A 24,423-nucleotide genomic window follows, 5' to 3' on the forward strand; every position below is an offset into this window, starting at 1 on the left:
GGGTCGCGGGCGTCATGAGGCGGGACCGCTCTCCGGCTGCTTCCCGGCGATGATGCGCCCCTGGTTCGCCAGGCTCTGGCTGTCGTCGTTCCAGTAGCCACTGTGGCCGCTGGTGTCGACGTACATCTGCCGGCCGCCGAAGGCGGGGTCGGCCGGGTTCTCCCCGAGGGTCTTGTCCGCGGTCCAGTTCACGACGCCGTCGTCCGGCGCCGCGCCGACCCAGAGCCGGGAGGGCGAGACGTGGAGCTGGTCGGCCCGGTCCACGTTGAGGCCCGGGCTGCCGACGACGATCATGTCATCGGTGTCCAGTCCCCGGCCGCCGGAATCGGCCGTGCCCACCATGGTGGAGCCGTAGCTGTGCCCGACGACGGTCATGTGGGTCCGCTCACCCTCGTGCGAGGCGCGCAGTCCGTGAGTGAAGTCGCGGAGGGTCTCGGCGTCGTCCTCGGCCCGGCCCGGCGTGGTGACGCCGAGGTCCAGCTCGGGGGCGTCGTAGTCGAGCCAGGCGATGACGGCGACATCCTTGCCCTGGCCCGGGGTGCGCTCACCGGCCGCGTCCTGCAGCTTCTCGGCCCGGTCGATCGAGTCGGTGAAGTTGTCGAGCTGGTTGTCCGTCCCCGGCACCGACACCGCCGTGTGCGCCGCCTTGTCCGGGTTGCCGACCGAGACGATCGCCCTGCCGTCCCCCTCCGTGCTGAAGCCCAACAGGTGGAGCTGCTTGTGTTCCGGGGCCGTGTCCGACTTGTCCATCCGGTCCTTCAGCTTCTGCAGGCCCTGGTAACTGGAGCGGTCGTGGTAGCCGAGATCGCCCTCGCGCAGCGCGTAGTCGTTGAGGCGCATGTCGAGCACGGTCCGGTTGGCCTGGTCGCGGGTGGTCGCGGGCAGGCCGTCGAGGCCGCCGACCTGCTCCGGGTACGCCGCCAGGTACAGGCGCTTCTCCTCCTCGTCCAGACCCTTCCACCAGTCCGCCGAGCGCTGCGGGTCCGTGCCGTCGGGGATGTCCTTCTTGTCGATGCCCGCGAAGGCGGCGACCCGGGCCGCGTCCTCCTGGGCATGGGCGCCGCCGTAGCGCTTGTCGAGGTCGAAGGGGTCGATCTGGCGCAGGACTTCGGCGCCCTCGTTGCTCGCCGCCTCCGCCTCCGCCACGGCCGCGTCGATCCGGGCGCGGAAGCCGCCGAGCCCGGAGTTGGCGTCGCGCTGGACGTCCGCGTAGTCCGGGTCGTTGTGGTACTTCGGGTCCACGGCCTGCTTGGGCTCGACCCAGCCGTCGTCGCGGACGGTGTGGCCCGCGGCCTCCGCGTCGGCGACGGCGGCGCGCAGCTTGCGCTGGGCCGCCTGCATCTTCGTGTTGAGGGTGTCCAGGGTGGTGGCGATCAGCTGGGCGTTGGTGCGGCCCGTCCCGAGCTTGCTCTCCGTGGCCTCCATCGCTTCGAGGCCGTACGTGGCACTGACGCCGGTCCAGCCCGCCTTGTGCAGCGGTCCGGTCACCCGCCTGCCGCTGCCCGTCTGCGTCTGCGACAGGGCGTCGGCGAGCTTCTTCCAGGAGCCCACGGCACTGTCCAGGTCCGCGAAGTCCTGCTTCATCAACTGGGCGAAGTGCTCCGTCACGGCGCCGTCACCAGCCCTGGAAGCAGGAGATGACGTCCTGCTCCATGACGTCGCGCCCGTCGGCGAGATGGCGGAGCCCGTTCGCGTGCTCGGTGAGCCGGCCCCGTAGGGTCTCCAGGCCCGAGCCCCAGCCCTCGCCGGTCTGCGACATCCGCGGGCCCACGGTCCACGGCCCGAAGGCCGCGGCGGCCGACGCCAGATCGGCGCCCGCCTTGCGCAGCGGCTCCTGCAAGTCCGCCGCCAGAGCGTCGGCGGCGCCGGCCGAAGCCCGCAGTTCCCCCGCCGAGACGTTGAGATCCCAACCCACGTGTGTCCCCCGATACGCACGCCATGCTTCCGATACCCGGGCGAGACTAGCCGACCCCACCCAGTCGTGATCAAGAGCAAAGCCGAAACTGTGATCTCCCCGCTCACCGCATGGGTCGGCGCGGTGGCGCCGTTCGCAACTGCACCCGAGCCGCCGCCTCTTGGCGATCCGCGGTCAGTCGCGGGTGAAGGTGCCCAGACCCTCCTGGTCCAGGTACTCGACGCGGACGGTCTTCCCGTCCGGGGAGAACGTGACGCCGGTCGGACCGACGGCGTTCTCGCCGCGCGTCGGGAAGCTGAACGTGTTCCCGTCGTAGTGCGTGAGCCGGTACGACTGGGGTTCCGGCCCCAGCTTCAGCACCAGGCCGCCGTCCTCCTCGGCCACCGTCAGTTTGCCGTAGTAGTCGTTGGCGTACGTCCCGGTGTAGGCGTCGGCGGCCTTCGCGGCGGTGGCGTCGGCGGGCGGCTTCGCGAAGTCCGTCTCCGAACGGCCCGCCTCCTCCTGCTGCTGGTAGATGCCGTCGACCAGCGGCAGCCAGTCCCGGCTCGGCTCGCCGTCCTGCGCGGTGTCGAAGAAGTCGAGCGCGACGGTGTCCGCGACACCGGCCGGAGCGCCGTTGGTGAGGACGACGATCCCGAGCTGCTCGCCCGGCAGCATCGTGACGTTGGTGTGCGCGCCGAGCGCGAACGCCCCGGTGTGCGAGAGGCGCAGCCGGCCCTCGTCGTCGTACGACACGTTCCAGCCGAGGCCGTAGAAACCGGTCCGGCCCGCCGGTGCGTGGGGCGGCGAGGACACGGTCTGGGGGTGGTGGGTGACGAGCAGGGCGTCCTCGTCGACGATCCGGCGCCCGTCGAGCTCGCCGTTCGCCAGCTGGAGTCGGAGCCAGGTCGCCATGTCGTTGGCCGAGGAGCTGACGCCGCCCGCCGGTGACTGGGCGTCCGGGTCGCGGACGTACCGCGCCTTCCAGCTGCCGTCCGGCTCTTGTACGTGGCCGACGGCGCGGTCGGCGTTGTCGGCGAAGTCCTCGAAGCGGGAGCTGGTGTCGTTCATCCCGGCGGGCTTGTAGAGCGTGTCCTCGGCGAGCTTCTCCCACGGCACGCCCTCCCGCGCGGCCACGGCCTCGGCGGCCGCCGTCAGACCGAAGTTGGTGTACGCGTAGCTCGCGCGGAAGGGCGCGAGGGGCTCGTACCGCAGGTGGGACAGGATGTACTCCTGGTCGTAGCCGAGGTCCTCCAGGAGGTCGCCCGCGTGGTCGGGCAGGCCGCTGCGGTGCGAGAACAGGTCGGCGACCGTCGCGTGGGAACTCACCCACGGGTCCTTCAGCCGGAACTCCTTCAGGTCGGACGCGACGGGACGCTGCCAGCCCTCGACGCCGACGGCACCGGAGACGACCGTCGACGCGATCGGCTTCGACACCGAGGCCAGCTGGAAGACCGTGTCGGCGTCGACCCGGGCGTCCTTGCCGACCTCGCGGACCCCGTACCCCTTCACGACGACGACCCGGTCCTCGTACACGACGGCGACGGAGACGCCGGGCACCCCGGTGCGCTTCATCAGCTCCGTGACCGTGGCGTCGAGCCGGCCGACCGCCCGGTCCACGTCCGCCCGGTCGAGCACGGGAGGCGGCTGCGGAGGCGGCGGATCGGGAGTGGGCGAGGGGCTCGGCGCGGCGCCCAGCAGCGCCACGAGCCCCGCCGTGACCAGCCAGCGGACGGTACCCACCCCTCCATTGAACGCCGAGCCGAATCCCCTGTCGCGCGGAAGGAACGGGCCGGTAAAGTCCCCCTCCGGCGGAACACCGGCCCCACCCGCACCGCCCCTTCCCCCACGCGTCGTCTGTTCCCCGCAGGTCTCCCCCGCAGGTCCGGAAAGGGCCCCACTCTTCGTGATCACTCGTACCCGGCTGAGCGCGCTGGCCACCACGGCCGCCCTCGTCGCATCCGGCGGTCTGCTGACCGCCACCCCGGCCGCAGCGGCCGTCACCTGTGCCTCCCCGCTGTGGAAGGCGGACTACTACGCCAACACCACGCTCACGGGCACGCCCAAGCTGGTCACCTGCGACAGCGTCATCGCCGAGAACTACGGCCTCGGCGACCCGGCCGTCACCACGCTGCCCAAGGACAACTTCGGCGTCCGCTGGACCCTCACCCGCGACTTCGGCTCCGGCGGCCCCTTCACGTTCACGGCGGAGGCGCAGGACGGCATCCGCGTCAGCCTCGACGGCGTCCGCAAGATCGACCTCTGGAAGAACGTCTCCACGACCCAGAAGAAGACCGTCAACGTCACGATCCCGGCGGGCCGCCACACCCTCACGGTCCACTACGCGACCTGGACGGGCGCCGCGAACGTCAAGTTCGGCTACGCGCCGATCACTTCGGCGACGACCGACAAGGTCCGCCCGCTCGCGCCGGCCGGCTTCACGATCGCCTACGACAAGACCCTCAACAAGGTCACCACGCGCTGGACGGCGAACAAGGAGATGGACCTCGCCGGTTACCGCGTCTACCGGCGTCTCACCGGCACCACCGCCTGGTCCCGCGTCGGCGGCACCACCTCACCGCTCACCACCACCACCTTCACCAACAGCCCCCCGCCCACCGGCCAGGCGTACGCGTACGAGATCCGTGCCGTGGACAGGGCGGGCAACGAGTCCACCGGCACCGTCGACCTCCCCATCACCTCCGTGGACCGTACGGCTCCGGGCGCGCCGACCCGCCTGACGGCGGTGGAGAACGCCCGCCGGGGCGTCGATCTGCGGTGGACCGCCCCCACGGCCGCGGACGTGGCCGCGTACCGCGTGTACAGCGACGGCACGCTCGTCGACACGGTCACCGAACCCGCGTACAGCGATGAGTGGTTGACGCCCGGCACGAGGTACACGTACACGGTCCGGGCCGTGGACCGGACCGGGAACGTCTCCGCCGCCGCCACGGCCTCGTTCACCCGCAGCGGCGACCTCGTCGCCCCCGCGCCGGTCACCGGGCTCAAGGCGACCCCGCGCGAGGACGGCGTGCTCGTGGAGTGGACGCCGAACCCCGAGCCCGACATCAAGCTCTACTCGGTCTACAAGGCCGAGTGGTACGACGACGGCGAGGGCACCACGGGCTGGCTCGCGCACAACGTCACGCTCCTCACGAAGGACGCGACGTCGTTCCTCCACGAGAGCGCGGCCGACGGCGAGACCGTGCTCTACGGCGTGATCGCGATCGACACCTGGAACAACTCGATCGACCCGATGGACCCGGCCATGAAATGGGTCGAGGTCACCGAACTCGGCACGCCCGAGGCCCCGTAGGTCTCAGCCCCGCAGCGCCCAGGCGGCGGCCTCCTCGGGGGTCGCCGCCGTGCGTACGCCCTCCGGGACCGGGGGGCGGCGGACCACGACGACCGGGATGTCCGCCTCGCGGGCCGCGGTCAGTTTCGGGGCCGTCGCCGCGCCGCCGCTGTCCTTCGTCACCAGGACGTCGACCCGGTGGCGGGCGAGGAGCTCCCGCTCGCCGTCCAGGGTGAAGGGGCCCCGGTCGAGGAGGATCTCGGTGCGGGCCGGCATCGGGGCGTCCGGGGCGTCGACCGAGCGGACCAGGAACCACTCGGGGCGGTCCGCGAAGGCCGCGAGGCCCAGGCGGCCCGTGGTCAGGAAGACCCGGTCGCCGAGACCGTCCAGGGCCCCGGCCGCCTCCTCCAGGGAGGCCGCGGAGTGCCAGTCGTCGCCCGCCACCGGGACCCAGCCGGGACGGCGCAGCGCCAGCAGGGGAACATGGGCGGTGGCGGCCGCCCGGGCCGCGTTGAAGCTGATCCGCTCGGCGAAGGGATGGGTGGCGTCGATGACCGCGTCCACGGCGTGCTCGCGCAGCCAGGCCGCGAGACCGTCCGCGCCGCCGAACCCGCCGATCCGGACCTCCCCGGCCGGCAGCCGGGGGTTCGCCACCCGGCCCGCGAGGGAGCTGGTGACCCGTACGCCGGTCTCGGCGTCCAGCAGACCCGCGAGCGCGCGGGCCTCGGTGGTCCCGCCGAGAATGAGTATGTGCACAGGAGCCTCTTCATGACGTCGGGCGGCGGGCGCGAGGCCCAACTCAAGCACACCGGTCTGCGCCCGGGGTGGACGACCGGTGCCTGTGCGACGGCGGCGACGACCGCCGCGTACACCGCGCTCCTGACCGGCGAGTTCCCCGACCCGGTGACGATCACGCTGCCGAAGGGGCAGACGCCCGCGTTCGCGCTCACCGCCGAATCCCTGGCCGGCGGTACGGCCATGGCGGCCGTCGTGAAGGACGCGGGCGACGACCCCGACGTCACGCACGGCGCGGTGATCCGCTCGACCGTACGGCTCCTGCCGCCCGGCTCTGGCGTCGTCTTCCGGGCGGGCGAGGGCGTCGGCACGGTCACCCTGCCCGGCCTCCCCCTGGAGGTCGGCGAGCCCGCGATCAACCCCGTGCCCCGGCAGCTGATGCGCGAGCACGTCGCCGGGGTCGCGGCGCGGCACGGGGCGCCCGGGGACGTCGAGATCACCGTCTCCGTCGACGACGGCGCCGAGATCGCCCGCTCCACCTGGAACCCGCGGATCGGCATCCTCGGCGGCCTGTCGATCCTCGGCACGACCGGTGTCGTCGTCCCCTACTCCTGCTCGGCGTGGATCGACTCCATCCGCCGGGGCGTGGACGTGGCCCGCGCGGGCGGCCTCACGCACGTCGCCGGCTGCACCGGCTCGACCTCCGAGCGCACGGTCGCCGGGATGTACGAGCTGCCGGAGATCGCCCTCCTCGACATGGGCGACTTCGCGGGCGCGGTCCTCAAGTACATCCGCCGCCACCCCGTGGGCCGGCTCACGGTCTGCGGCGGCTTCGCCAAGCTCTCCAAGCTGGCCGCGGGCCATCTCGACCTCCACTCGGCCCGCTCCCAGGTCGACAAGGGCTTCCTCGCCGACCTGGCCCGCACCGGCGGCGCCTCCGAAGCCCTCGCATCCGAGATCGCCGAGGCCAACACGGGCCTCGCCGCGCTCCGCCTCTGCGAGGCCGCCGGCGTGCCTCTCGGCGACCTCGTCGCCGCCCGCGCCCGCGACGAGTCCCTCGCGGTCCTGCGGGGCGCGCCGGTCGCGGTGGACGTGATCTGCATCGACCGCGCGGGCACGGTCGTGGGCCGCTCGTCGGTACGGGGCCCCGGCGCGTAAATCGCCGCGACAGCACGCCGGGCGGCCGTCGAGAATCCGGGGATGACCGACTTCTCGTACAAGCCCACCCTCACCGGTGATCTGGTGGTCCTCCGTCCCGTCACGGAGGACGACGTGCCCGCGCTGCTGCCGCTCTTCGAGGACGAGGAGATCAGGCGGCTGACCGGCGGCCACACGCGTTTCGACGAGCCGGCGCTGCGGAAGTGGTACGGGTCCCGGGGCGCGCGGGACGACCGGCTCGACCTCGCCGTCGTGGAGCGGGCGACGGGCCGGGTCGTCGGCGAGGCCGTGCTCAACGAGTGGGACGAGGACAACGAGAGCTGCTCCTTCCGCATCGGCTTCGTCCCGGACGCGGTCGGCCGGGGCCTCGGCACGGAGGCGACGCGCCTGATCGTCGGCCACGGCTTCGAGGCGCTCGGCCTGTACCGCATCCATCTGGAGGTCTACGCCTTCAACCCCCGCGCCCGCCGCGCCTACGAGAAGGCCGGCTTCACGGCCGAGGGCGTCCTGCGCGGGGCGCTGCTGTGGGAGGGCGAGCGGGTGGACGCGACGGTGATGTCGGTGCTGGCGCCGGAGTGGGCGGCGGCCCGGGCCGCCGGTCGACCGGCTCCCTGAGCCGGTCGCGGTCGTGCCTCGGGTGCGGCGCCTCCGCACCGTATCGGCGTTCAGGCGGCCGGGTAGCCGATCTCCCGTACGTCCTCCGCGAGGCCGGCGAGGTCCGTCTCCGGGTTGAGGGCCGCCACGATCTCCGGGGTCAGCGGGCGCAGGGCGAGGACGTGCCGTACGGCTCCGAGGTCGACGGGCCGTGCGTAGTAGTCCGAGGCCCACTCCGCGTACGCCTCGGCCGAGCGGTCCGTGAGCAGGTGGAGGAGGCGGCCGGAGCCGTCCGGGTCCTCGTGGCCGCCCAGGTCCGGGAAGGTGACCGGCCCCGTCCGCCAGGCCGTGTCCGCGGTCTCGCGCCACAGGCAGGCGGTGGTGACGTGCACGCCGTCCTCGTCGGTGAACGCGGGCTCCGTCAGGTACTCCTCGAACGCCTCCGGGACGCCGTCGAGCACCCCGGGCCAGGTCTGCCCGTCAGCGAGGGGCCCGAACGGGCTCAGCGGCGACTCGTGGTCGAAGACGCGCGCGTACGCCCCCGCGGGCGAGAGGACGATCGTGTACTCCCCGCCCTGACCGTCCTTCATGGACGCCAGCTGTTCGGTCTCCGACCAGTGCGCGTCGAAGGAGTAGTACCTGCCCTCCCACTCCGGGCTCAGGACGGCGTCCAGCATCGCGAGCCCCCGGGAGTGGTCGCGCAGTTCCTCGATGCCCGGCAGCGCCCGGGCGACGTCGTAGACAGTCACCCGTCCATGAGACAGCACGGCGCCGGCGGCCGACGTGCGACCCCCTCGACCCGAATCTAGGCTTACCGGGACATACCCCCACGAGCGAGAGGGAGTCCCATGGCGAAGCGAGGCAACAAGCGCCGCGCCCGTAAGAAGAAGAACGCGAACCACGGCAAGCGTCCCAACGCCTGACGTGAACGCCCCGGGCGCGGGGCCCGGGCACCGTCCGCCGGTTCTCAGCAGACGTGCCGGTCCCGCGCCGGGTCGTAGAGGTGGCTGTCGCGGAACTCCGAGGCCGCGAGGGTGCGGCCCACCAGGATGACCGCCGTCTTCGTGATGCCGGCCGCCTTCGTCTGCTCCGCGATGTCGTCGAGGGTGCCCCGCAGGACCAGCTCGTCGGGGCGGCTCGCCATCGCCACGACCGCGGCCGGGCAGTCCGCGCCGTAGTGCGGGACGAGTTCGCCGACGACCCGGTCGACGTACCGCGCGGCGAGGTGGAGGACGAGCAGGGCGCCGCTGCGGCCGAGCGTCGCGAGGTCCTCGCCCTCGGGCATCGGGGTGGCCTGCTGGGCGATCCGGGTGAGGATCACGGTCTGCCCGACGGTGGGCACGGTGAGCTCCCGCTTGAGCGCGGCCGCGGCCGCGGCGAACGCCGGGACGCCCGGCACGACCTCGTACGGGATGTCCAGCGCGTCCAGCCGGCGCATCTGCTCCGCGACCGCGCTGAAGACGGACGGGTCGCCGGAGTGCAGCCGCGCCACGTCGTGGCCGTCCTCGTGGGCGCGGACGATCTCGGCGATGATCCGGTCCAGGTCGAGCTGGGCCGTGTCGACGAGCCGCGCGTCCGGCGGGCACTCGGCGAGCAGCTCCGTGGGGACGAGGGAGCCGGCGTAGAGGCAGACCCCGCACGTCGCGAGGGTCCGCGCGCCGCGCACGGTGATCAGGTCGGCCGCGCCCGGGCCCGCGCCGATGAAGTAGACGGTCATGCTCGTTCTCCTGACTTGGTGACGGACCACTGCGTGACGGGCATCGCCTGGCGCCAGCCCGTGAATCCGCCCACCGGCACGGCCGCCGCGACGGCGAGCCGGACCAGTTCGCCGCCGTGGCGGCGGTAGCGGTCGGCGAGCAGTGCCTCGGATTCGAGGGTCACGGTGTTGGCGACGAGCCGGCCGCCGGGCGGGAGCGCGTCCCAGCAGGCGTCGACGAGCCCGGGGACGGTGAGGCCGCCGCCGATGAAGACGGCGTCGGGGGCGGGGAGGCCGGTCAGCGCCGCGGGGGCCGGTCCCGTGACGACGCGGAGGGCGGGGACGCCGAGGGTGTCCGCGTTGCGGGTGATGCGCTCGGCGCGCTCCGGGGACTTCTCGACCGCGATCGCCCGGCAGGAGCGGTGGGTCCGCATCCATTCGACGCCGATGGAGCCGGAGCCGCCGCCGACGTCCCAGAGGAGTTCGCCGGGGGCGGGGGCGAGCGCGGCGAGCGTGGCGGCGCGGACGTACCGCTTGGTGAGCTGCCCGTCGTGCTCGTACGCCTCGTCCGGCAGGCCGGGCGCGGCGCCGAGCCGGCGCGTGCCGGGGTCGCGTACGCAGTCGAGCGCGAGGACGTGGAGGGCGTCGGTCCGCTCGTACGGCCAGTCGGCGGCAGTGGCGTCGAGGAGCCGCTCGGCGGGCCCGCCGAGCTGTTCGAGGACGCGGACGCGGGTGCCGCCCCAGCCGGTGCGGCGCAGCAGCGCGGCGACCTCGGCGGGAGTGCCGGGGCCCTCGCCGAGGACGAGGAGCCGGCGGCCGGGGTGGAGGGCCGCGGAGAGCGCGGCGAGCGGCCGGGCGACGAGGGAGACGGTCTCGACGTCCTCCAGGGGCCAGCCGAGGCGGGCGCAGGCGTACGAGACGGAGGACGGGTGCGGGTGGACCTGGAGAGCGGCGGCGCCGACGATCTCGGCGAGCGTGCGGGCGATGCCGTAGTAGGAGGGGTCACCGCTGGCGAGGACGGCGACGGCGCGTCCCTCGTGGGCGGCGAGCAGTCCGGGGACGGCGGGCCGGAGCGGGGAGGGCCAGGCGATCCGCTCGCCGGGGCACTCGCCGGCGGGGAGGAGGTCGAGCTGGCGCGGGGCGCCGATCAGCACCTCGGCGGCGCGCAGGGGGCGGCGGGAGTTCTCGGGGAGTCCGTCCCACCCGTCCGCGCCGATTCCGACGACCGATATCGCAGCGTTCACGTCGGGGACTCTACGTGAGGCCCCGGGGCGGCTACCGCTGGGTCACTTCCCGGCGTTCTGCCCGACGTGGAAGAGGAGCCAGACGAAGCCCGCGAAGGCGTGCGTCGCGAAGACGTACACGAAGACGCGGAGCATGACGCCGCGCTCTTTCCAGCGCTCGTCGTCGTGCGTGCTCTCGGTCATGCCGTCCAGGGTACGGGCCGGGAATACCTCGCGGGGGTGCGCCGTTGGACGTGTTGGTTTAAGGTTCAACCAACAAGCCAGACAGCGAGAGGTGAGCACGATGCAGTTCGGGATCTTCACCGTCGGCGACGTGACGGCCGACCCCACCACCGGCCGCACCCCCACCGAGCACGAGCGGATCAAGGACACCGTCGCCATCGCGCTCAAGGCCGAGGAGGTCGGGCTCGACGTCTTCGCCACCGGCGAGCACCACAACCCGCCGTTCGTGCCCTCCTCCCCCACCACCCTCCTCGGGCACATCGCCGCCCGCACCGAGAACCTGATCCTGTCCACGTCCACGACGCTGATCACCACCAACGACCCGGTGAAGATCGCCGAGGACTACGCGACCCTCCAGCACCTCGCCGAGGGCCGGGTGGACCTGATGATGGGCCGCGGCAACACCGGGCCGGTCTACCCGTGGTTCGGGCAGGACATCCGCCAGGGCATCCCGCTCGCCATCGAGAACTACGCGCTCCTCCACAGGCTGTGGAGGGAGGACGTGGTCGACTGGGAGGGCAAGTTCCGCACGGCCCTCCAGGGCTTCACGTCCACCCCGCGCCCCCTCGACGGCGTCCCGCCGTTCGTCTGGCACGGCTCCATCCGCTCCCCCGAGATCGCCGAGCAGGCCGCCTACTACGGCGACGGCTTCTTCGCGAACCACATCTTCTGGCCCAAGCAGCACACCGAGAAGATGGTCCGGCTCTACCGGCAGCGGTACGCGCACTACGGCCACGGCACCCCCGAGCAGGCCATCGTCGGCCTCGGCGGCCAGATCTTCATGCGCAAGAACTCCCAGGACGCGGTACGGGAGTTCCGCCCGTACTTCGACAACGCGCCCGTCTACGGCCACGGCCCGTCCCTGGAGGAGTTCTCCCGGGAGACCCCGCTGACCGTCGGCTCGCCGCAGGAGGTCATCGAGCGCACCCTGTCCTTCCGCGACTACGTGGGCGACTACCAGCGCCAGCTGTTCCTCGTCGACCACGCGGGACTGCCCCTCAAGACGGTCCTGGAACAGCTCGACATCCTCGGCGAGGAGGTCGTCCCGGTCCTGCGCAAGGAGTTCGCGAACCTGCGCCCGGCCGGCGTACCGGAGACCGCCCCGCTGCACCCCGCCGTCCGGACGAAGAAGGAAGCCTGACGACCATGCGGACCCTGAAGCTCGTCGCCGTCTCCGCCGGACTCGCCACACCCTCCTCCACCCGGCTGCTCGCCGACCGGCTGCTCCAGGCGACCCGGTACCGGCTGGCCGAGCAGGAGTACGCCGTCGACGTCCAGGTCGTCGAAGTGCGCGACCTGGCCCTCGACATCGCGAAGAACCTCGTCACCGGCTTCCCCTCGGAGAAGCTCCAGGAGGCGATCGACGCGGTGACCGGCGCGGACGGGGTCATCGCGGTGACCCCGGTCTTCACCGCCTCGTACAGCGGTCTCTTCAAGTCGTTCTTCGACCTGATCGACCCGGCCGCGCTGACCGGCACCCCCGTCCTCATCGGGGCGACCGGCGGCACCGCCCGCCACTCGCTCGTCCTGGACCACGCCCTGCGGCCGCTCTTCGCCTACCTGCGGGCCCTCGTCGTCCCCACCGCCGTCTACGCGGCCTCGGAGGACTGGGGCTCGGGCGGCGACGAGTGGACGGACGGGCTGCCGTCCCGGATCACCAGGGCGGGCCACGAACTGGCGGACGCGGTCGCCGCCCGGCCGTCCCGGCGGGCCGACGAGGACGAGATCGTCCCCTTCGAGCGCCAACTGGCCGACCTGCGCCTGGATTGATCCCGTGGCCGCGCGGGAAAGCCCTCGGGCGGGCGGAGGCAACGCGCGGGGAAGCCCTCGGGCCGGGGCAGAGGCGACGCGCGGGGAAGGCCCTCGCGGGGGCAGAGGCGACGCGGGTGACACCTCCGGGCGCACGGCGTGCGCCCGGACGACGTCCGGCGCATGATGCCACCATGGACATCAAGCTGGAACTGATCGGCGTCCCCGTCACCGACATCGACCGGGCCAAGGCCTTCTACGAGCGGGTCGGCTTCCACCCCGACCACGACATCCCGGTCAGCGACGGCATCCGCTTCGTCCAGATGACCCCGCCCGGCTCGGCCTGCTCGATCGCCTTCGGCAAGGGCATCACGGAGATGGCGCCGGGCTCCCTCGACAACATGCAGGTGGTCGTCACCGACATCGAGGAAGCCCACGCCGACCTCACCGCGCGCGGGATCGAGGTCAGCGGGATCGACGACCAGCCCTGGGGCTCCTTCGTCTACTTCGCCGACCCCGACGGCAACCGCTGGTCGGTCCAGCAGACGACCCCGCGCACGGCGGGATAGCGCTCCTACGGCACCACGTCCGCCACCCCGCACGACACGCCGTCCGGGCCGCCCCGCCCGACAGGCCCCGGCCGACACTACTTCCGGTTGTACAGCCTCATCGTGAACCAGCCGAAGACCAGGACGAACAGCGCCGACCAGCCCAGCGTCCAGGCGATGTCGGCGCCCGGCCAGCGGCCCGCCATCAGCTCGCGGACCGCGGTCGCGAGATGGGTCACCGGGTTGTTGTTCACGAACGCCTGGAGCCAGCCCGGCATCGTCTTCGGGTCGACGAAGACGTTCGAGAGGAAGGTGAGCGGGAAGATCACCATCATCGAGACGCCCATGACGGACTTCTCGCTGCGCAGCAGCAGGCCGAACATCGTCCAGATCCACGAGAACGCGAACGAGAAGACCAGCAGCAGCGCGACGCCGAGCAGGACGCCGACGACGCCGCCGTCCGGCCGGTAGCCGATGATCACGCCGACCGTGAGCATGACCGCCGAGGCGATCAGATAGCGGACGACGTCGCCGAGGAGGTAGCCGACCATCGGCGCGGGCCGCCAGATCGGCAGGGTCCGGAAGCGGTCGAAGACGCCCTTCTCGATGTCGGTGTTGACCGAGAGGCCCGTGTACATCGTGATCATCACGACGCTCATGACGAGGATGCCCGGCAGCAGGAACTGGATGTACTCGTCGACCGAGCCGGCCAGCGCACCCCCGAAGAGGTACGTGTACATCAGCACCATCATGATCGGGAAGGCCGTCACGTCGAACAGCTGCTCCGGCACGTGCTTGATCTTGAGCATGGCCCGCCAGCCGAACGTCAGCGACGCGGAGACGGCGCTGGGGCGCGGCGGCCGGGACCGTCCCGTGAACAGCGCCGCGAGTTCGTCCGCCTTCGGGGCGACGAAGTCGAGGGTGTCGGCCGTCTGCGTGTCCTTGCCGGTGGTGACGGTGGTCATGCCGTCGTTCCCTTCCGGTCGGTGAGGGCGAGGAAGACCTCGTCGAGGCTGGGCTGCCCGAGGGCGAAGTTGTCGACCGTGATCCCGGCCCTGGACAGCTCGGCCAGGGCGCGGGCGGCCTGCTCGGCGGCGCCCAGGTCCGTCCCGTGCCCGTTGACGGTGGCGGTGAGCGCGACCGGGTCCTGGTCGAGCTGGACGGTGGCGTTCAGGGCGCTCCGCAGGACCTGCTCGGCCTCCGCGCGCTGCTCGGGGTCCCGGAGCCGTACGTGCACCGATCCCGAGCCGACGGAGGCCTTCAGCTCGCCCTTGGTGCCCTCGGCGATCACCTTGCCGTGGTCGATGACGGCGATCCGGGACGCCAGCTGGTCGGCCTCGTCCAGGTACTGGGTGGTCAGCATGACCGTGGTGCCCTGGGCGACGACCGCGCGGATGATGTCCCAGACCTGATTGCGGCTGCGCGGGTCGAGGCCGGTCGTCGGTTCGTCGAGGAAGAGCAGGTCGGGGGTGTTGAGGATGGACGCGGCGATGTCGATACGGCGCCGCATGCCGCCCGAGTAGTTCTTGATCTGCTTGTCCGCCGCCTCCGCCAGCCCGAACGCGGCGAGCAGTTGCCCGGAGCGCTCGCGGGCGTCGGGACGCGTGTGACCGAGGAGTCTGCCGAGCAGGACCAGGTTCTCGGTGCCGGTCAGGTCCTCGTCGACGGAGGCGTACTGGCCGGTGAGGCTGACCCGGCCGCGCACCGTGTCGGCGTCCTTGACGACGTCCTTGCCGAAGACGCGCGCCCGGCCGCCGTCGGGGCGCAGGAGCGTGGCGAGCATCTTGACGGCGGTGGTCTTGCCGGCGCCGTTGGGTCCGAGGACGCCGTAGACGGTGCCGGCGGGGACGCGCAGGTCGATGCCGTCGACTGCGCGGTTCTTGCCGAAGACCTTGATCAGGCCCTCGGTCTCGATGGCGAGGTCGGTCATGCCGTTCCTCCGGGACTATCGGAAAGAGAGCGCTTCTCCCAGTCTCCGTCGGCCCACCGCTTCTCGCCACGGCGGAAGAGTCCGCGCGGACGAGCGCCGCTCCCCCGCGCGGCGGAGGCGGACCCGTCCCCGGGGCGACGACCGGGCCCTGGGTCCGGCGGGACGCTGGACGCATGATGAAGATCAAGGCCCTGCCCGACGTGCCCCGCTGGGCCGTCCTCGCCGCCCACGCCGTACCGCTCGTCACCCTCCCGTCCGGGCTGTGGCGCCTCGCGCTCGTCGCGGGGCTCCCGGTCACGCAGGACGCCGAGCTCGGCGCGATGGGCTTCTGGACGTCCGCGTACGTCGTCTCGCTCAGCGTCGTCTCCGAGCTGCTCGCCTTCCTCACGCTGGGCCTCGTCCGCTCCTGGGGCGAGGTCTTCCCCCGGTGGATGCCCTTCCTCGGCGGGCGCCGGGTGAACACGGCCGCCGCGACGGGCGTGGCCTTCGCCGGGGTGGCGGGGCTGTGCGCGATCGCCGGGTGGGGCGTGTACGCCTCGTACGCGGACCTCGGACCCGGCATCCCCGCCTCCCCGGCGCAGAACGCCCTGCTGATCGCCTGCTACGCGCCCCTGCTGGCCTGGCCGGTGCTCGTCGCCGCCGTGGCGGCCTCGTACTACCGGCGCAGGACCCGGACCGGGGGCGCGGGGCGTCAGTACGGCGCCGGGCGGCCCGCGGCGTCCTCGTGGGTGTAGTAGAGGTAGTAGGCGCCGGCGGTGACGCCCCCGCCGACGATCAGGCCGAGGACGGTCGCCGACAGGATGCTCACGTCGGACAGGCTGTAGAGGAAGCCGACCGCGATGCCCGCGAGGCCGCCCCAGGCGGCCGCGTGGAGCTCGCGCGGCAGGGCGCGGCCGACGCTGCGGAGCCCGTACACGGCCCCGGCGAGCACGATCGCCGAGACCAGTCCGAGCCAGAACAGTCCCCAGGTGACCGGGGCGCCGGACTTCTGGATGAACGCCGCGTAGAAGCCGTAGATCACCCCGAGCGTGGCCGGGAAGGCCCAGCCGTGGGTACGGCCGTGGGTGCCGGTCGCCCGGCGTCGGGCCGGTAGCGCTGCGTGTGCGGCCATGGCTGGAGCTCCTTCGTCTCTCGCCCCCCTGGTTCTCCCGCACCCTCCAGGGCACACCCGCGCCCGGCGCCCCGCAAGTGGATCAGGCCCCGTGGGACCCCGTGGGCCGTACGGCGACGGCGTCGATCTCGAAGAGCATGCCCGGCAGGGCGAGCGCCGCGACCCCGCTGAGGGTCTGCGCGGGCAGCCGCTCGCCGAAGTGCGCGTGCAGGGCCTTGCCGAGGACCTCCAGCTTGGCGAGGTCGTGCTCGACGATGTACGAGCCGAGGCGGACGACGTGGGCGAGACCGAGGCCGACGCCCTCCAGGGCGAGCCGCAGGTGGGTGAGGGAGAGCTCGACCTGGGCGGCGAAGTCCCCGGGGACGGGGGCGCCGGTGGCGTCGGAGGCGTACTGGCCGCCGATGAAGACGAGTTCGCCGGGCGCGGAGACGGCGTGGCTGTAGCCGAAGGGGGTGGGGTCGTGGAGCGTGCCGGGGTTGGTGATGACGCGCTGGTCGTCGCCGGGCGTGACGTCGTTCATGAGGGATCGTTCCTTCCGGAGAGGGCGGCCACCGGGACGGCGGCCGGGGTGAGCGCGGCGCCCGTCAGGAGCACCGCGGTGAGGTCGTACGCGCCGGTCAGCAGCCCGCCGCGGAGGGCGCCGAGGGCGGCTTCGGCCCGCCAGGGCGCTTCGGCGCCTCAGGGCCCTTCGGCGGCCAGTGCCGCGAGGCGGGCGAGCGCCGCGTCCAGTACCGCGCGGGGCGGCGACGCGAGGCCCACCCGGATCGCGTCCGGGGCCGAGCCCGGGCCGACCGCGAAGGCGCTCCCCGGGGTGATCGCCACACCCGCGCGCTCGGCCGCCGCCGCCGCGAAGGTCTCCGCCCGCCAGGGCGCGGGCAGCTCCCACCAGCAGTAGTAGGCGTGCGGGGAGGTCCGTACGGCGTGACCGCCGAGGTGGCGCCGGACCAGGGCGTGCCGGGCCTCCGTGTCCGCGCGCTTGGCGGCGACGACCTCGGCGACCGTGCCGTCCCCGGCCCAGCGGGTGGCCGCCGCGAGCGCGAGCCCGCCCGCCGTCCAGGCACCGGACCGCAGCGCCTCCGCCACCGCGGCCCGCAGCCGCCCGGGCACGGCGAGGTAGCCGACGGTCAGACCGGGGGCGAGCCGCTTGGAGAGGCTGTCCACGAGGAGGACGCGCTCGGGCGCGAAGGCGGCGAGCGGCGGGGGCGCGAGCGCGGTGTCCGGCGCGGTGTCCGGCGCGGAGGCGGCGAGCGGCGGGGGCGCGGCCGGGGGCGCGAGCGCGGCGCCCGGCGCGGTGTCCGGCACGCCCGGCGCGGTGTCCGGCGCGGTGTCCGGCACGCCCGGCGCGGTGTCCGGCGCGGTGTTCGGCGCGAAGGCGGCGAGCGGCGGGGGCGCGGCCGGGGACGCGAGCGCGGCGCCCGACGCGGCGCCCGGTACGAGGAAGGCCCAGGTCGTGTCCTCGACCGCCGTCAGGTCCAGGCGGCGCAGCAGCTCGGCCAGTTCGGCCCGCCGCGTCCCGCCCATGGTCGTGGAGAGCGGGTTGTGCAGGGTCGGCTGGAGGTAGAGCGCGGCCAGCGGGGTCGCCCGGTGGACCGCCGCGAGCGCCTCCGGCCGTATCCCGTCCTCGTCGAGGGCGAGCGGCACCAGCCGGATGCCGAGCCGTTCCGCCACCGCCTTGACCAGCGGATACGTGAGCGCCTCGACGCCCAGCCGGCCGCCGGGCGGGACGAGCGCGGAGAGCGCGGCGGCGATGGCCTGGCGGCCGTTCCCCGCGAAGAGGACGTTCTCGGGGTCCGGCGCCCAGCCGGGCCGGGCGAGGACGGACACCGCCGCCTCCCGGGCCTGCGGGGTGCCGGTCGCGGCGGCCGGACCCGAGACGGCCTCGGTCAGGACGTCGGGCCGGGCGAGCGCCGCGAGCGCGCGGGCCATCAGCTCCGACTGCCCTTCTGCAACCGGGTAGTTGAGCTGGAGGTCGACGGGCGCCGCCCCGGTCGCCTCGGCGAGCGCGGACCCCGGCAGCGGCGGCGCGGCCCGGACGAAGGTGCCGCGCCCGACCTCGCCGACGACCAGGCCGCGACGGGCCAGCTCCCCGTAGACGCGGATGGCCGTCGAGTTCGCGATCCGGTGGCGGCGGGCGAACACCCGCTGCGGCGGCAGCCGGTCGCCGGGACGCAGCCGCCCGTCCCGTACGGCCGCCTCGACCCGGTCCGCGATCCTCCGGTACTCCTCCACGACGCCCCTCCCTTTCATTGCACCGAGAGCAAAGATCTCATTGCACCGAGCAGTTGGCCGTACCTAGCCTCTGACCATGGACTTCGTACAGGTCAACGACATCCCGATCGCCTACGAGGACCGGGGCTCCGGCCCGGCGCTCCTCCTCGTCCACGGCCACCCCTTCGACCACACCATGTGGCTGCCGCAGCTCGACCGCTTCTCCCGCACCCACCGGGTGATCGCCCCTGACCTGCGCGGCTACGGCCTCACCCCGCTCGCCGCGGACCCTCACTCCACCGACCTCGGTGTCTTCGCGGAGGACCTCGTCGACCTCCTCGACCACCTGGAGATCGAGGAGTGCGTCGTCGTCGGCCTCTCCATGGGCGGCCAGATCGCCATGGAGCTCCACCGCCGCCACCCGGAGCGCGTCCGGGGCCTCGTCCTCGCCGACACCTTCCCCGCCGCCGAGACCGAGGAGGGCAAGGCCGCGCGGAACGCCATGGCCGACCGGCTCCTCGACGAGGGCATGCGGGGGTACGCCGGCGAGGTGCTGGACCGGATGGTCGCCCCGTACAACACGCATGCCGCGCCGCACGTCCACCGCATGATGTGCGCGACCTCCCCGGTCGGCGCCGCCGCCGCGCTGCGCGGCCGGGCCGAGCGGCCCGACTACCGCGAGTCGCTCACCACCGTCGCCGTGCCCGCGCTCGTCGTGGTCGGCCGGGACGACACGTACACACCGGTCGCGGACGCGGAGGAGATGCACGCGCTGCTGCCGCACTCCACGCTCGCCGTGATCGACCGGGCCGCGCACCTGCCCAACCTGGAACGGCCCGAGGAGTTCGACTCCGTACTCGACTCCTACCTTCGCTCACTCGTTCGGCTCAGTTGAAAGTTCGGAATCGTACGAACGCTCCGACGATGGGGTCATGAGCCAGAACACCGCACCCCGCAAGCCGAGCACAGCCGACGCCTGGGCCACCGGCGGCACCCTCTTCGCCGGCGTCCTCATGCTGGTCACCGGATTCATGGACGTCTTCCAGGGCATCGCAGGCATCGCCGAGGACGACGTCTACACCCGGGTCGGCGACTACGTCTTCAAGTTCGACCTCACCACCTGGGGCTGGATCCACCTGATCCTCGGCGTCATCCTCGTCGTCGCCGGCTCCGGGATCCTCAAGGGCGCCGAGTGGGGCCGGGTCGCCGGTATCGCGCTGGCCTCCCTCAACGTCCTCTTGCAGTTCCTCTTCCTGCCCTACCAGCCGTGGTGGGCACTCTTCTCCATGGCCATCTCGATCTTCGTGATCTGGGCGCTGGCCACGGACGAGGCCTACGGCGCGGACGAGAAGTTCTGAGGCCGCCGCCCATGACGCCGCCGATGACACCACCGGTGACACCGCCGAAGCCGCACCCGCACCCGCGACCGCGACCCCGCCGCCGCGCCACGGGAGTCGTCCTCGCCGCCTCCGCACTCCTCACCGTCACCCTCACCGGCTGCGACGCCGTCTCGGAGAAGGCGGGCGAGGTCGTCTCCTCCGCCACGGCCGCCGTCGCCTCGGCGGCCGAGGAGAAGATGAACGAGGTCAAGGACGGGGCCAACGCCACCGGCGACGTGAAGGCCGGGGCGGCGAGCAGCGACGGGGACCGCACGGTCGCCGAGGTCACGGCGACCAACCCCCAGGACAAGAACGCCGACTACACGATCATGGTCAACTTCCGTGACGACGGCGGAAACCTCCTCGACACGGTCGTCCTGAGCATCAACGGCGTCGAGCCCGGCGCCTCCAAGTCGGGTACGGCCCGCAGTAATCGGACGCTCTCGGGGGCCACGACCGCGGAGATCGCACAGGCCCTGCGACACTGAAAGGCGTGGACCGAGCCCCTGCCGCCTTGACCGCACCCGTGACGAGCGCCGCACCGGCGGCACCCGAACCCCAGCCCCTCCGGCCCAGGCACCGCCTCATCGCCTGGGCCGCCGGGCTGCTCCTGCCCGTCCCCGCCCTGATCAGCGCCTGCCGCTTCCTCGACACGGACGGGGTCACCCCCGTACCGCAGCTGCTCTCCCTGCTGCCCTGGCTCGCCGTGCCCGCCGGGCTCGGGGTGCTCCTGGCCGCCGTCGCCCGGCGCCGCGCGCTCACCCTCCTCGCCGTCGTCGTCCTCGCCGCGGTCGGCTGGAGTTCCCTGCCCTACATGCCGCAGCTCGTCCTCTCGTACGGACTGCCCCTCGCCCGGGTCAAGGTGCTCGCCTCCAACGTCGAATACGGCCAGGCCACCGGAGCGCTGATCGACACGATCCGGCGCGAGCGCCCCCAGCTCGTGTTCGTCACCGAGTGCGACCTCGCGTGCGGACACGCCCTGACCACGGCCTTCGCCGCCGAACTCCCCCACCACACCGCGGTCGACGCCGGCGGCGCCTCCGGCTCCGTCCTGCTGAGCGCCTACCCGCTCACCGACGAGCGGGTCATCCCGGGGGTGATGGGCATGCCGGGCGCCACCGTCGAGATCGCCGGCCGGCCCGTACGCCTCCAACTCGCCCACCCGATGCCGCCGGTGCCGCGCCAGGTCGACGGGTGGGAGCGGGAGCTCGGCCGGATCGAGGACGACGCCGCCGCCCGGCGCGACACCGGGCCGCGGCTGTTCGCCGGGGACTTCAACGCCTCCCAGGACCACGCGGCCTTCCGCGCGATCCTCGCCGCCGGCCGCCTCCAGGACGCCGCCCGGCTCGGGGACGCGAGCCGCACCCCCACCTGGCCCATGGAAGGCCCCCTGCCGCCCTTCGTCCAGATCGACCACGTCCTGGTGAGCGAGGACTTCAGCGTCCGGAGCATCCGCTTCCTCGACCTCGCGGGCTCCGACCACCGGGCAGTGCTCACCGATCTCGACCTGCGCGGGGAGAGAGGCTGAGATCTCGACCTGCGCGGAGAGCGCTGATCGGCCACGCTGAAAGCATGGACAACGAGGAGATCCTGGGCGACATCGGCGCCCTCGTCGAGGAGGAACGCGCGCTGCGGCAGCGCGCGGGCACGGGAGGCCTCCCCCCGGAGGAACGCGCCCGTCTCGCCGACCTTGAGGTCAGGCTCGACCAGTGCTGGGACCTGCTGCGCCAGCGCCGTGCGAAGAGCGAATTCGGCGAGGATCCGGACACGGCCACCCTCCGCCCGGCCGCGGAGGTCGAGTCCTACCGCAACTGACCCCCTGGCATGCGCTCCCGCGCGTGGCGCCGTCGAGGACGCCCCATGCGCCGCTCCAGCCGCCGACCCCAGGATGAGGCACCTCCACCACCCCCCTTGGCGCCATCGATGACACCACTGGCGCCATGAATGGCTCGTAATGGCACCATCCATGTGCCATGATGGCGCCACGAGGGATGCACGCCCCTGGCCTCACAGGCCGAGAGGTGCGCGTCGGGCGGCGGAGCGAGCCAGCGGAGGGGTCGGATCATGGAGACAGCGGGGCAGAGCCGACCACGGACGACACCCGGCGCCTTCCACGCCTTCGCCCGCTTCGTGCTCTGCGGCGGCGGAGTCGGGATCGCCTCCAGCTTCGCCGTGACGGGCCTCGCCTCCTGGATCCCCTGGTTCCTGGCCAACGCCCTGACAGCCGTGGTCTCCACGCTCCTCTCCACCGAGCTGCACGCCCGCTTCACCTTCGGCGCGGGCGGGCGCGCCACCTGGCGCCAGCACACGCAGTCGGCCGGCTCCGCCGCGGCCGCGTACGCGGTGACCTGCGGCGCGATGCTGCTCCTCCAGCAACTGGTGGCGGCGCCCGGTGCGATGCTCGAACAGGTCGTCTACCTGACCGCCTCCGCGCTCGCCGGTGCCGCGCGGTTCGCGGTGCTGCGCCTCGTCGTCTTCGCCCGGAAGCGCTCGCGGGCCACGGCCACCGCCCGCCCCGTGCACACGACCGTGGCCCGCACCCCAACCCCGACCCCGACCTCAACCCCGACCCCGGTCAACCACCCCAACCGCACCGAACTCTGCCGCGCCGCCTGAGCGCGCCGAGCCCCGACGCGTGCGCCGTCGACGCTCCGGCCCCGACGTAGGTTGGGGGGCATGGCACGCCCCGCTCGGCCCGTACGGCTCTCCCCGCCCACCTGGCTCACGGCCGGGCTCAGGCCCGCCCCCACCCCCATCCCCTGGGCCGCCGTCGTCCGCGCGTCCGTCGCGCTCTCCGCGCCGATCGCCGTCGGACTCGCCGTCGGGCAGCCCGTCTACGGCGCCCTCGTCTCCATGGGCGCCCTCTCCGGCGTCATCGGCGACACCGCCGACGCCTACCGGATGCGGATCTTCAACATCGCCGTGCCGCAGCTCTTCGGCGCCCTCGGCGTCACCCTCGGCACCCTCGTCTTCGGCCAGGGCTGGCTCGCCGTCGCCGCCCTCACCCTCGTCGCGCTCGTCTCCGGGATGATCTCGTCGATCGGCGCCGTCGCCTCCGTATCGGGCCTCCTGCTGCTCCTGAACTGCGTGGTCGGCGCCGGCCTCCCCATGCCGGGACCGTGGTGGAAGGCGCCTCTGCTCCTCACCCTCGGCGGGCTCTTCGTCCTCCTCCTCACCCTCCTCGGCTGGCCCCTGCGCCGCACCGCCCCCGAACGCGCCGCCGTCGCCGCCACCTACCGGGCCGTCGCCGACCTCTACGACGCCACCGGCACCACCGCCGCCGCCTACGACGAACAGCGGCACGCCGTCACCGCCTCCCTCAACCAGTCCTACGACCTGGTCCTCGCCCGCCGCGCCCGCCAACACGGCCGCGCGCCCCACCTGGTCCGGCTCCTCTCCCAGCTCAACGCCCTCGTCCCGCTCCTCGAAGCCGCCCCCGCCGCCCGCCTCCGCGTCCGGTTCCTCGGCCCGCTGCCCGCCGCGATCCCCGCGGCCGTCCGGGAGCTCGCCGACGCCGTCGAGGAAGGGCGCACCGGCACCCCCGTCCTCGACCTGCCCGCGCCCGAGCGGCCCGCCGAGAAGGCCGTCGACCACGCCCTGCGTTACGCGGCGACCGTCGTCCACCAGGCCGAGCCCGCCCCTCTCCCAAGGTCTTCGACCAGGGGGGACGCCCCCATCGACGACCGGCTCGGCCGCCCCGCCGCCCTCCGCGTCCGGGCCCGCCGCGCCACCCGCGCCGTCCTGTTCTCCGAGGCGTCCTGGCGGTACGGGCTGCGGCTCGCGCTCTGCGTCGGCCTCGCCCAGGTCTTCGTCTCGCTGATCGCCGTCCCCCGCTCGTACTGGGTCGCGCTCACCGTCACCTTCGTCATGAAGCCCGACTTCGGCTCGGTCTTCTCCCGGGCCGTGCTCCGCGCCCTCGGCACCGCCGCCGGCCTCGTCCTCGCCGCCCTCGTCCTCGCCGAGGTCCCGAGAGGCTGGTGGGACGTGCCCGTGATGGTGGCGCTCGCGGCCCTGATCCCGGCCTTCTCGGCGAAGGGGTACGCCTTCCAGACCGCGGCCATCACCCCGGTCATCCTGCTGCTCTCCGACATGCTCAACCACCAGGGCTTCGACCTCGTCCTGCCCCGCCTCTACGACTCGCTCATCGGCTGCGCGATCACCCTGATCGCCGGCTACCTCCTCTGGCCCGAGTCCTGGCACACCCGTGTCGGGGACCGGCTCGCGGACGCCGTCGCCGACACCGCCGCCTACGTCAGCGGCGCGTTCACGGCAGATGACCGGACCGCCCGTCACCGGGCCCGGCGCAAGCTCTACCGGGACCTGTCGACCGTCCGCTCCGAGTTCCAACGCGCCCTGACCGAACCGCCGCCCACCGGCACCCGCGCCGCCGCCTGGTGGCCGCTCGTCGTCGCCGTCGAGCGGATCGTCGACGCGACGACCGCCGCCCGGATCCGCGTCGCCCACGGCGCCCCCGCACCCGACGCGGCCGAGGTCGCCGCCGTGGAGAGGGAGTTGCGCGAGCTCTCCGACGGACTGCGCTCCACCGTCACGCTCGTGGAGGTCCGCGCGGAGCTCCCCGGCGACGAGAACGGAGTCCTCGCACCCCTCCGCCAGGAGGTCCGCGCGGCCCGCGCCATCGCCGGTCCCGACCTGCGGTAAA

28 protein-coding genes are annotated in these 24,423 nt (G+C 73.3%); 15 read left to right on the forward strand and 13 right to left on the reverse strand.

Translation table 11 applies throughout. The annotated features are described in order from the left end of the window. Positions 1-12: 12 nt before the first annotated feature. From ACFWWU_RS01730 to ACFWWU_RS01740, 3 genes are all read right to left on the reverse strand, one after another. A complete protein-coding gene (locus tag ACFWWU_RS01730; RefSeq protein WP_384137741.1) occupies positions 13-1,608 on the reverse strand; it encodes an alpha/beta hydrolase in 1,596 nt (531 codons plus the stop codon). 7 nt (positions 1,609-1,615) lie between these two features. Next, the gene (locus tag ACFWWU_RS01735; protein WP_384137743.1) at positions 1,616-1,915 is read right to left on the reverse strand and encodes a hypothetical protein; all 300 of its coding nucleotides are present in this window, start codon (positions 1,913-1,915) and stop codon (positions 1,616-1,618) included. Between the two features lie 174 nt (positions 1,916-2,089). Then, the gene (locus ACFWWU_RS01740; RefSeq protein ID WP_384137745.1) at positions 2,090-3,637 is read right to left on the reverse strand and encodes a serine hydrolase; all 1,548 of its coding nucleotides are present in this window, start codon (positions 3,635-3,637) and stop codon (positions 2,090-2,092) included. Positions 3,638-3,800: 163 nt separating this feature from the next. Between ACFWWU_RS01740 and ACFWWU_RS01745 the strand changes: the two genes are divergently transcribed. Further along, the gene (locus ACFWWU_RS01745) at positions 3,801-5,210 is read left to right on the forward strand and encodes a fibronectin type III domain-containing protein (protein ID WP_384137747.1); all 1,410 of its coding nucleotides are present in this window, start codon (positions 3,801-3,803) and stop codon (positions 5,208-5,210) included. 3 nt (positions 5,211-5,213) lie between these two features. Here the strand turns inward: ACFWWU_RS01745 and ACFWWU_RS01750 are convergent, their stop codons facing one another. Further along, on the reverse strand, positions 5,214-5,945 hold the full coding sequence (locus ACFWWU_RS01750) for a cobalt-precorrin-6A reductase (RefSeq protein WP_384137749.1): 732 nt from the start codon (positions 5,943-5,945) through the stop codon (positions 5,214-5,216). Positions 5,946-5,957: 12 nt separating this feature from the next. Between ACFWWU_RS01750 and ACFWWU_RS01755 the strand changes: the two genes are divergently transcribed. Continuing rightward, positions 5,958-7,082 (forward strand): cobalt-precorrin-5B (C(1))-methyltransferase, encoded by a 1,125-nt coding sequence (locus tag ACFWWU_RS01755; protein ID WP_384137751.1) that lies wholly within the window; start codon positions 5,958-5,960, stop codon positions 7,080-7,082. Positions 7,083-7,124: 42 nt separating this feature from the next. Further along, entirely contained in the window at positions 7,125-7,697 is a 573-nt protein-coding gene (locus tag ACFWWU_RS01760; RefSeq protein WP_384137753.1) for a GNAT family N-acetyltransferase, read from the forward strand. 50 nt (positions 7,698-7,747) lie between these two features. Here the strand turns inward: ACFWWU_RS01760 and ACFWWU_RS01765 are convergent, their stop codons facing one another. After that, entirely contained in the window at positions 7,748-8,425 is a 678-nt protein-coding gene (locus ACFWWU_RS01765) for a hypothetical protein (protein WP_384137755.1), read from the reverse strand. A gap of 99 nt (positions 8,426-8,524) precedes the next feature. Between ACFWWU_RS01765 and ACFWWU_RS01770 the strand changes: the two genes are divergently transcribed. Further along, on the forward strand, positions 8,525-8,599 hold the full coding sequence (locus ACFWWU_RS01770; RefSeq protein WP_015034725.1) for a 50S ribosomal protein bL37: 75 nt from the start codon (positions 8,525-8,527) through the stop codon (positions 8,597-8,599). A gap of 44 nt (positions 8,600-8,643) precedes the next feature. On the opposite strand, the gene cobM is transcribed toward ACFWWU_RS01770, so the two are convergent. The 3 genes from cobM to ACFWWU_RS01785 are packed head-to-tail and all read right to left on the reverse strand — an operon-like array spanning position 8,644 to position 10,799. After that, positions 8,644-9,393 carry a precorrin-4 C(11)-methyltransferase gene (gene cobM / locus ACFWWU_RS01775; RefSeq protein WP_384137757.1) on the reverse strand — a complete coding sequence of 250 codons (750 nt, stop codon included), beginning with the start codon at positions 9,391-9,393 and terminating at the stop codon, positions 8,644-8,646. Continuing rightward, on the reverse strand, positions 9,390-10,616 hold the full coding sequence (gene cbiE, locus ACFWWU_RS01780) for a precorrin-6y C5,15-methyltransferase (decarboxylating) subunit CbiE (RefSeq protein WP_384137759.1): 1,227 nt from the start codon (positions 10,614-10,616) through the stop codon (positions 9,390-9,392). The genes cobM and cbiE overlap by 4 nt, the downstream gene beginning before the upstream one ends. Positions 10,617-10,658: 42 nt before the next feature. After that, positions 10,659-10,799: a DUF6126 family protein gene (locus tag ACFWWU_RS01785; RefSeq protein WP_384137761.1), complete on the reverse strand. Its 141-nt coding sequence runs from the start codon at positions 10,797-10,799 to the stop codon at positions 10,659-10,661. A 100-nt stretch (positions 10,800-10,899) separates the two neighbouring features. Between ACFWWU_RS01785 and ACFWWU_RS01790 the strand changes: the two genes are divergently transcribed. The 3 genes from ACFWWU_RS01790 to ACFWWU_RS01800 all read left to right on the forward strand — a co-directional run bounded on the left by ACFWWU_RS01790 (position 10,900) and on the right by ACFWWU_RS01800 (position 13,156). Continuing rightward, on the forward strand, positions 10,900-11,979 hold the full coding sequence (locus ACFWWU_RS01790; RefSeq protein ID WP_384137763.1) for an LLM class flavin-dependent oxidoreductase: 1,080 nt from the start codon (positions 10,900-10,902) through the stop codon (positions 11,977-11,979). A 5-nt stretch (positions 11,980-11,984) separates the two neighbouring features. Then, positions 11,985-12,608 (forward strand): FMN reductase, encoded by a 624-nt coding sequence (locus ACFWWU_RS01795; RefSeq protein WP_384137764.1) that lies wholly within the window; start codon positions 11,985-11,987, stop codon positions 12,606-12,608. 173 nt (positions 12,609-12,781) lie between these two features. Then, on the forward strand, positions 12,782-13,156 hold the full coding sequence (locus ACFWWU_RS01800; protein ID WP_384137766.1) for a VOC family protein: 375 nt from the start codon (positions 12,782-12,784) through the stop codon (positions 13,154-13,156). A gap of 77 nt (positions 13,157-13,233) precedes the next feature. On the opposite strand, the gene ACFWWU_RS01805 is transcribed toward ACFWWU_RS01800, so the two are convergent. Together ACFWWU_RS01805 and ACFWWU_RS01810 are read right to left on the reverse strand one after the other, a co-directional pair. Then, positions 13,234-14,100 carry an ABC transporter permease gene (locus ACFWWU_RS01805; RefSeq protein ID WP_384137768.1) on the reverse strand — a complete coding sequence of 289 codons (867 nt, stop codon included), beginning with the start codon at positions 14,098-14,100 and terminating at the stop codon, positions 13,234-13,236. Beyond that, complete coding sequence (locus ACFWWU_RS01810) at positions 14,097-15,065, reverse strand: ATP-binding cassette domain-containing protein (protein WP_384137769.1); 969 nt, start codon at positions 15,063-15,065, stop codon at positions 14,097-14,099. Before ACFWWU_RS01810 ends, ACFWWU_RS01805 begins: the two co-directional genes overlap by 4 nt. A gap of 173 nt (positions 15,066-15,238) precedes the next feature. Between ACFWWU_RS01810 and ACFWWU_RS01815 the strand changes: the two genes are divergently transcribed. Beyond that, positions 15,239-15,799, forward strand: a complete 561-nt coding sequence (locus ACFWWU_RS01815) for a hypothetical protein (RefSeq protein WP_384137771.1) — start codon at positions 15,239-15,241, stop codon at positions 15,797-15,799. Here the strand turns inward: ACFWWU_RS01815 and ACFWWU_RS01820 are convergent. The 3 genes from ACFWWU_RS01820 to ACFWWU_RS01830 all read right to left on the reverse strand — a co-directional run bounded on the left by ACFWWU_RS01820 (position 15,757) and on the right by ACFWWU_RS01830 (position 18,423). Then, positions 15,757-16,176: a hypothetical protein gene (locus ACFWWU_RS01820; RefSeq protein WP_384137773.1), complete on the reverse strand. Its 420-nt coding sequence runs from the start codon at positions 16,174-16,176 to the stop codon at positions 15,757-15,759. The two genes, ACFWWU_RS01815 and ACFWWU_RS01820, sit on opposite strands and share 43 nt — an antisense overlap. Positions 16,177-16,258: 82 nt before the next feature. Beyond that, entirely contained in the window at positions 16,259-16,696 is a 438-nt protein-coding gene (locus ACFWWU_RS01825) for a RidA family protein (protein ID WP_384137774.1), read from the reverse strand. Between the two features lie 158 nt (positions 16,697-16,854). After that, complete coding sequence (locus ACFWWU_RS01830) at positions 16,855-18,423, reverse strand: PLP-dependent aminotransferase family protein (protein WP_384137776.1); 1,569 nt, start codon at positions 18,421-18,423, stop codon at positions 16,855-16,857. Positions 18,424-18,481: 58 nt separating this feature from the next. On the opposite strand from ACFWWU_RS01830, the gene ACFWWU_RS01835 reads away from it, so the two are divergent. The 7 genes from ACFWWU_RS01835 (at position 18,482) to ACFWWU_RS01865 (ending at position 24,422) form a co-directional block, all read left to right on the forward strand. Continuing rightward, a complete protein-coding gene (locus tag ACFWWU_RS01835; RefSeq protein WP_384137778.1) occupies positions 18,482-19,279 on the forward strand; it encodes an alpha/beta fold hydrolase in 798 nt (265 codons plus the stop codon). A 37-nt stretch (positions 19,280-19,316) separates the two neighbouring features. Continuing rightward, the gene (locus ACFWWU_RS01840) at positions 19,317-19,742 is read left to right on the forward strand and encodes a hypothetical protein (RefSeq protein ID WP_384137779.1); all 426 of its coding nucleotides are present in this window, start codon (positions 19,317-19,319) and stop codon (positions 19,740-19,742) included. A 23-nt stretch (positions 19,743-19,765) separates the two neighbouring features. After that, on the forward strand, positions 19,766-20,251 hold the full coding sequence (locus ACFWWU_RS01845) for a hypothetical protein (RefSeq protein WP_384137781.1): 486 nt from the start codon (positions 19,766-19,768) through the stop codon (positions 20,249-20,251). A 5-nt stretch (positions 20,252-20,256) separates the two neighbouring features. After that, complete coding sequence (locus ACFWWU_RS01850; protein WP_384137783.1) at positions 20,257-21,291, forward strand: endonuclease/exonuclease/phosphatase family protein; 1,035 nt, start codon at positions 20,257-20,259, stop codon at positions 21,289-21,291. Between the two features lie 44 nt (positions 21,292-21,335). Further along, positions 21,336-21,578, forward strand: coding sequence for a DUF2630 family protein (locus ACFWWU_RS01855; RefSeq protein ID WP_384137785.1), 243 nt, complete (start codon positions 21,336-21,338; stop codon positions 21,576-21,578). Positions 21,579-21,827: 249 nt separating this feature from the next. Further along, on the forward strand, positions 21,828-22,379 hold the full coding sequence (locus tag ACFWWU_RS01860) for a hypothetical protein (protein ID WP_384137787.1): 552 nt from the start codon (positions 21,828-21,830) through the stop codon (positions 22,377-22,379). Between the two features lie 60 nt (positions 22,380-22,439). Beyond that, the gene (locus tag ACFWWU_RS01865) at positions 22,440-24,422 is read left to right on the forward strand and encodes an FUSC family protein (protein WP_384137789.1); all 1,983 of its coding nucleotides are present in this window, start codon (positions 22,440-22,442) and stop codon (positions 24,420-24,422) included. The last annotated feature ends 1 nt before the right edge of the window (position 24,423 follow it).

The sequence above is a fragment of the Streptomyces sp. NPDC058650 genome, from assembly GCF_042717315.1.
Classification (GTDB): domain Bacteria; phylum Actinomycetota; class Actinomycetes; order Streptomycetales; family Streptomycetaceae; genus Streptomyces.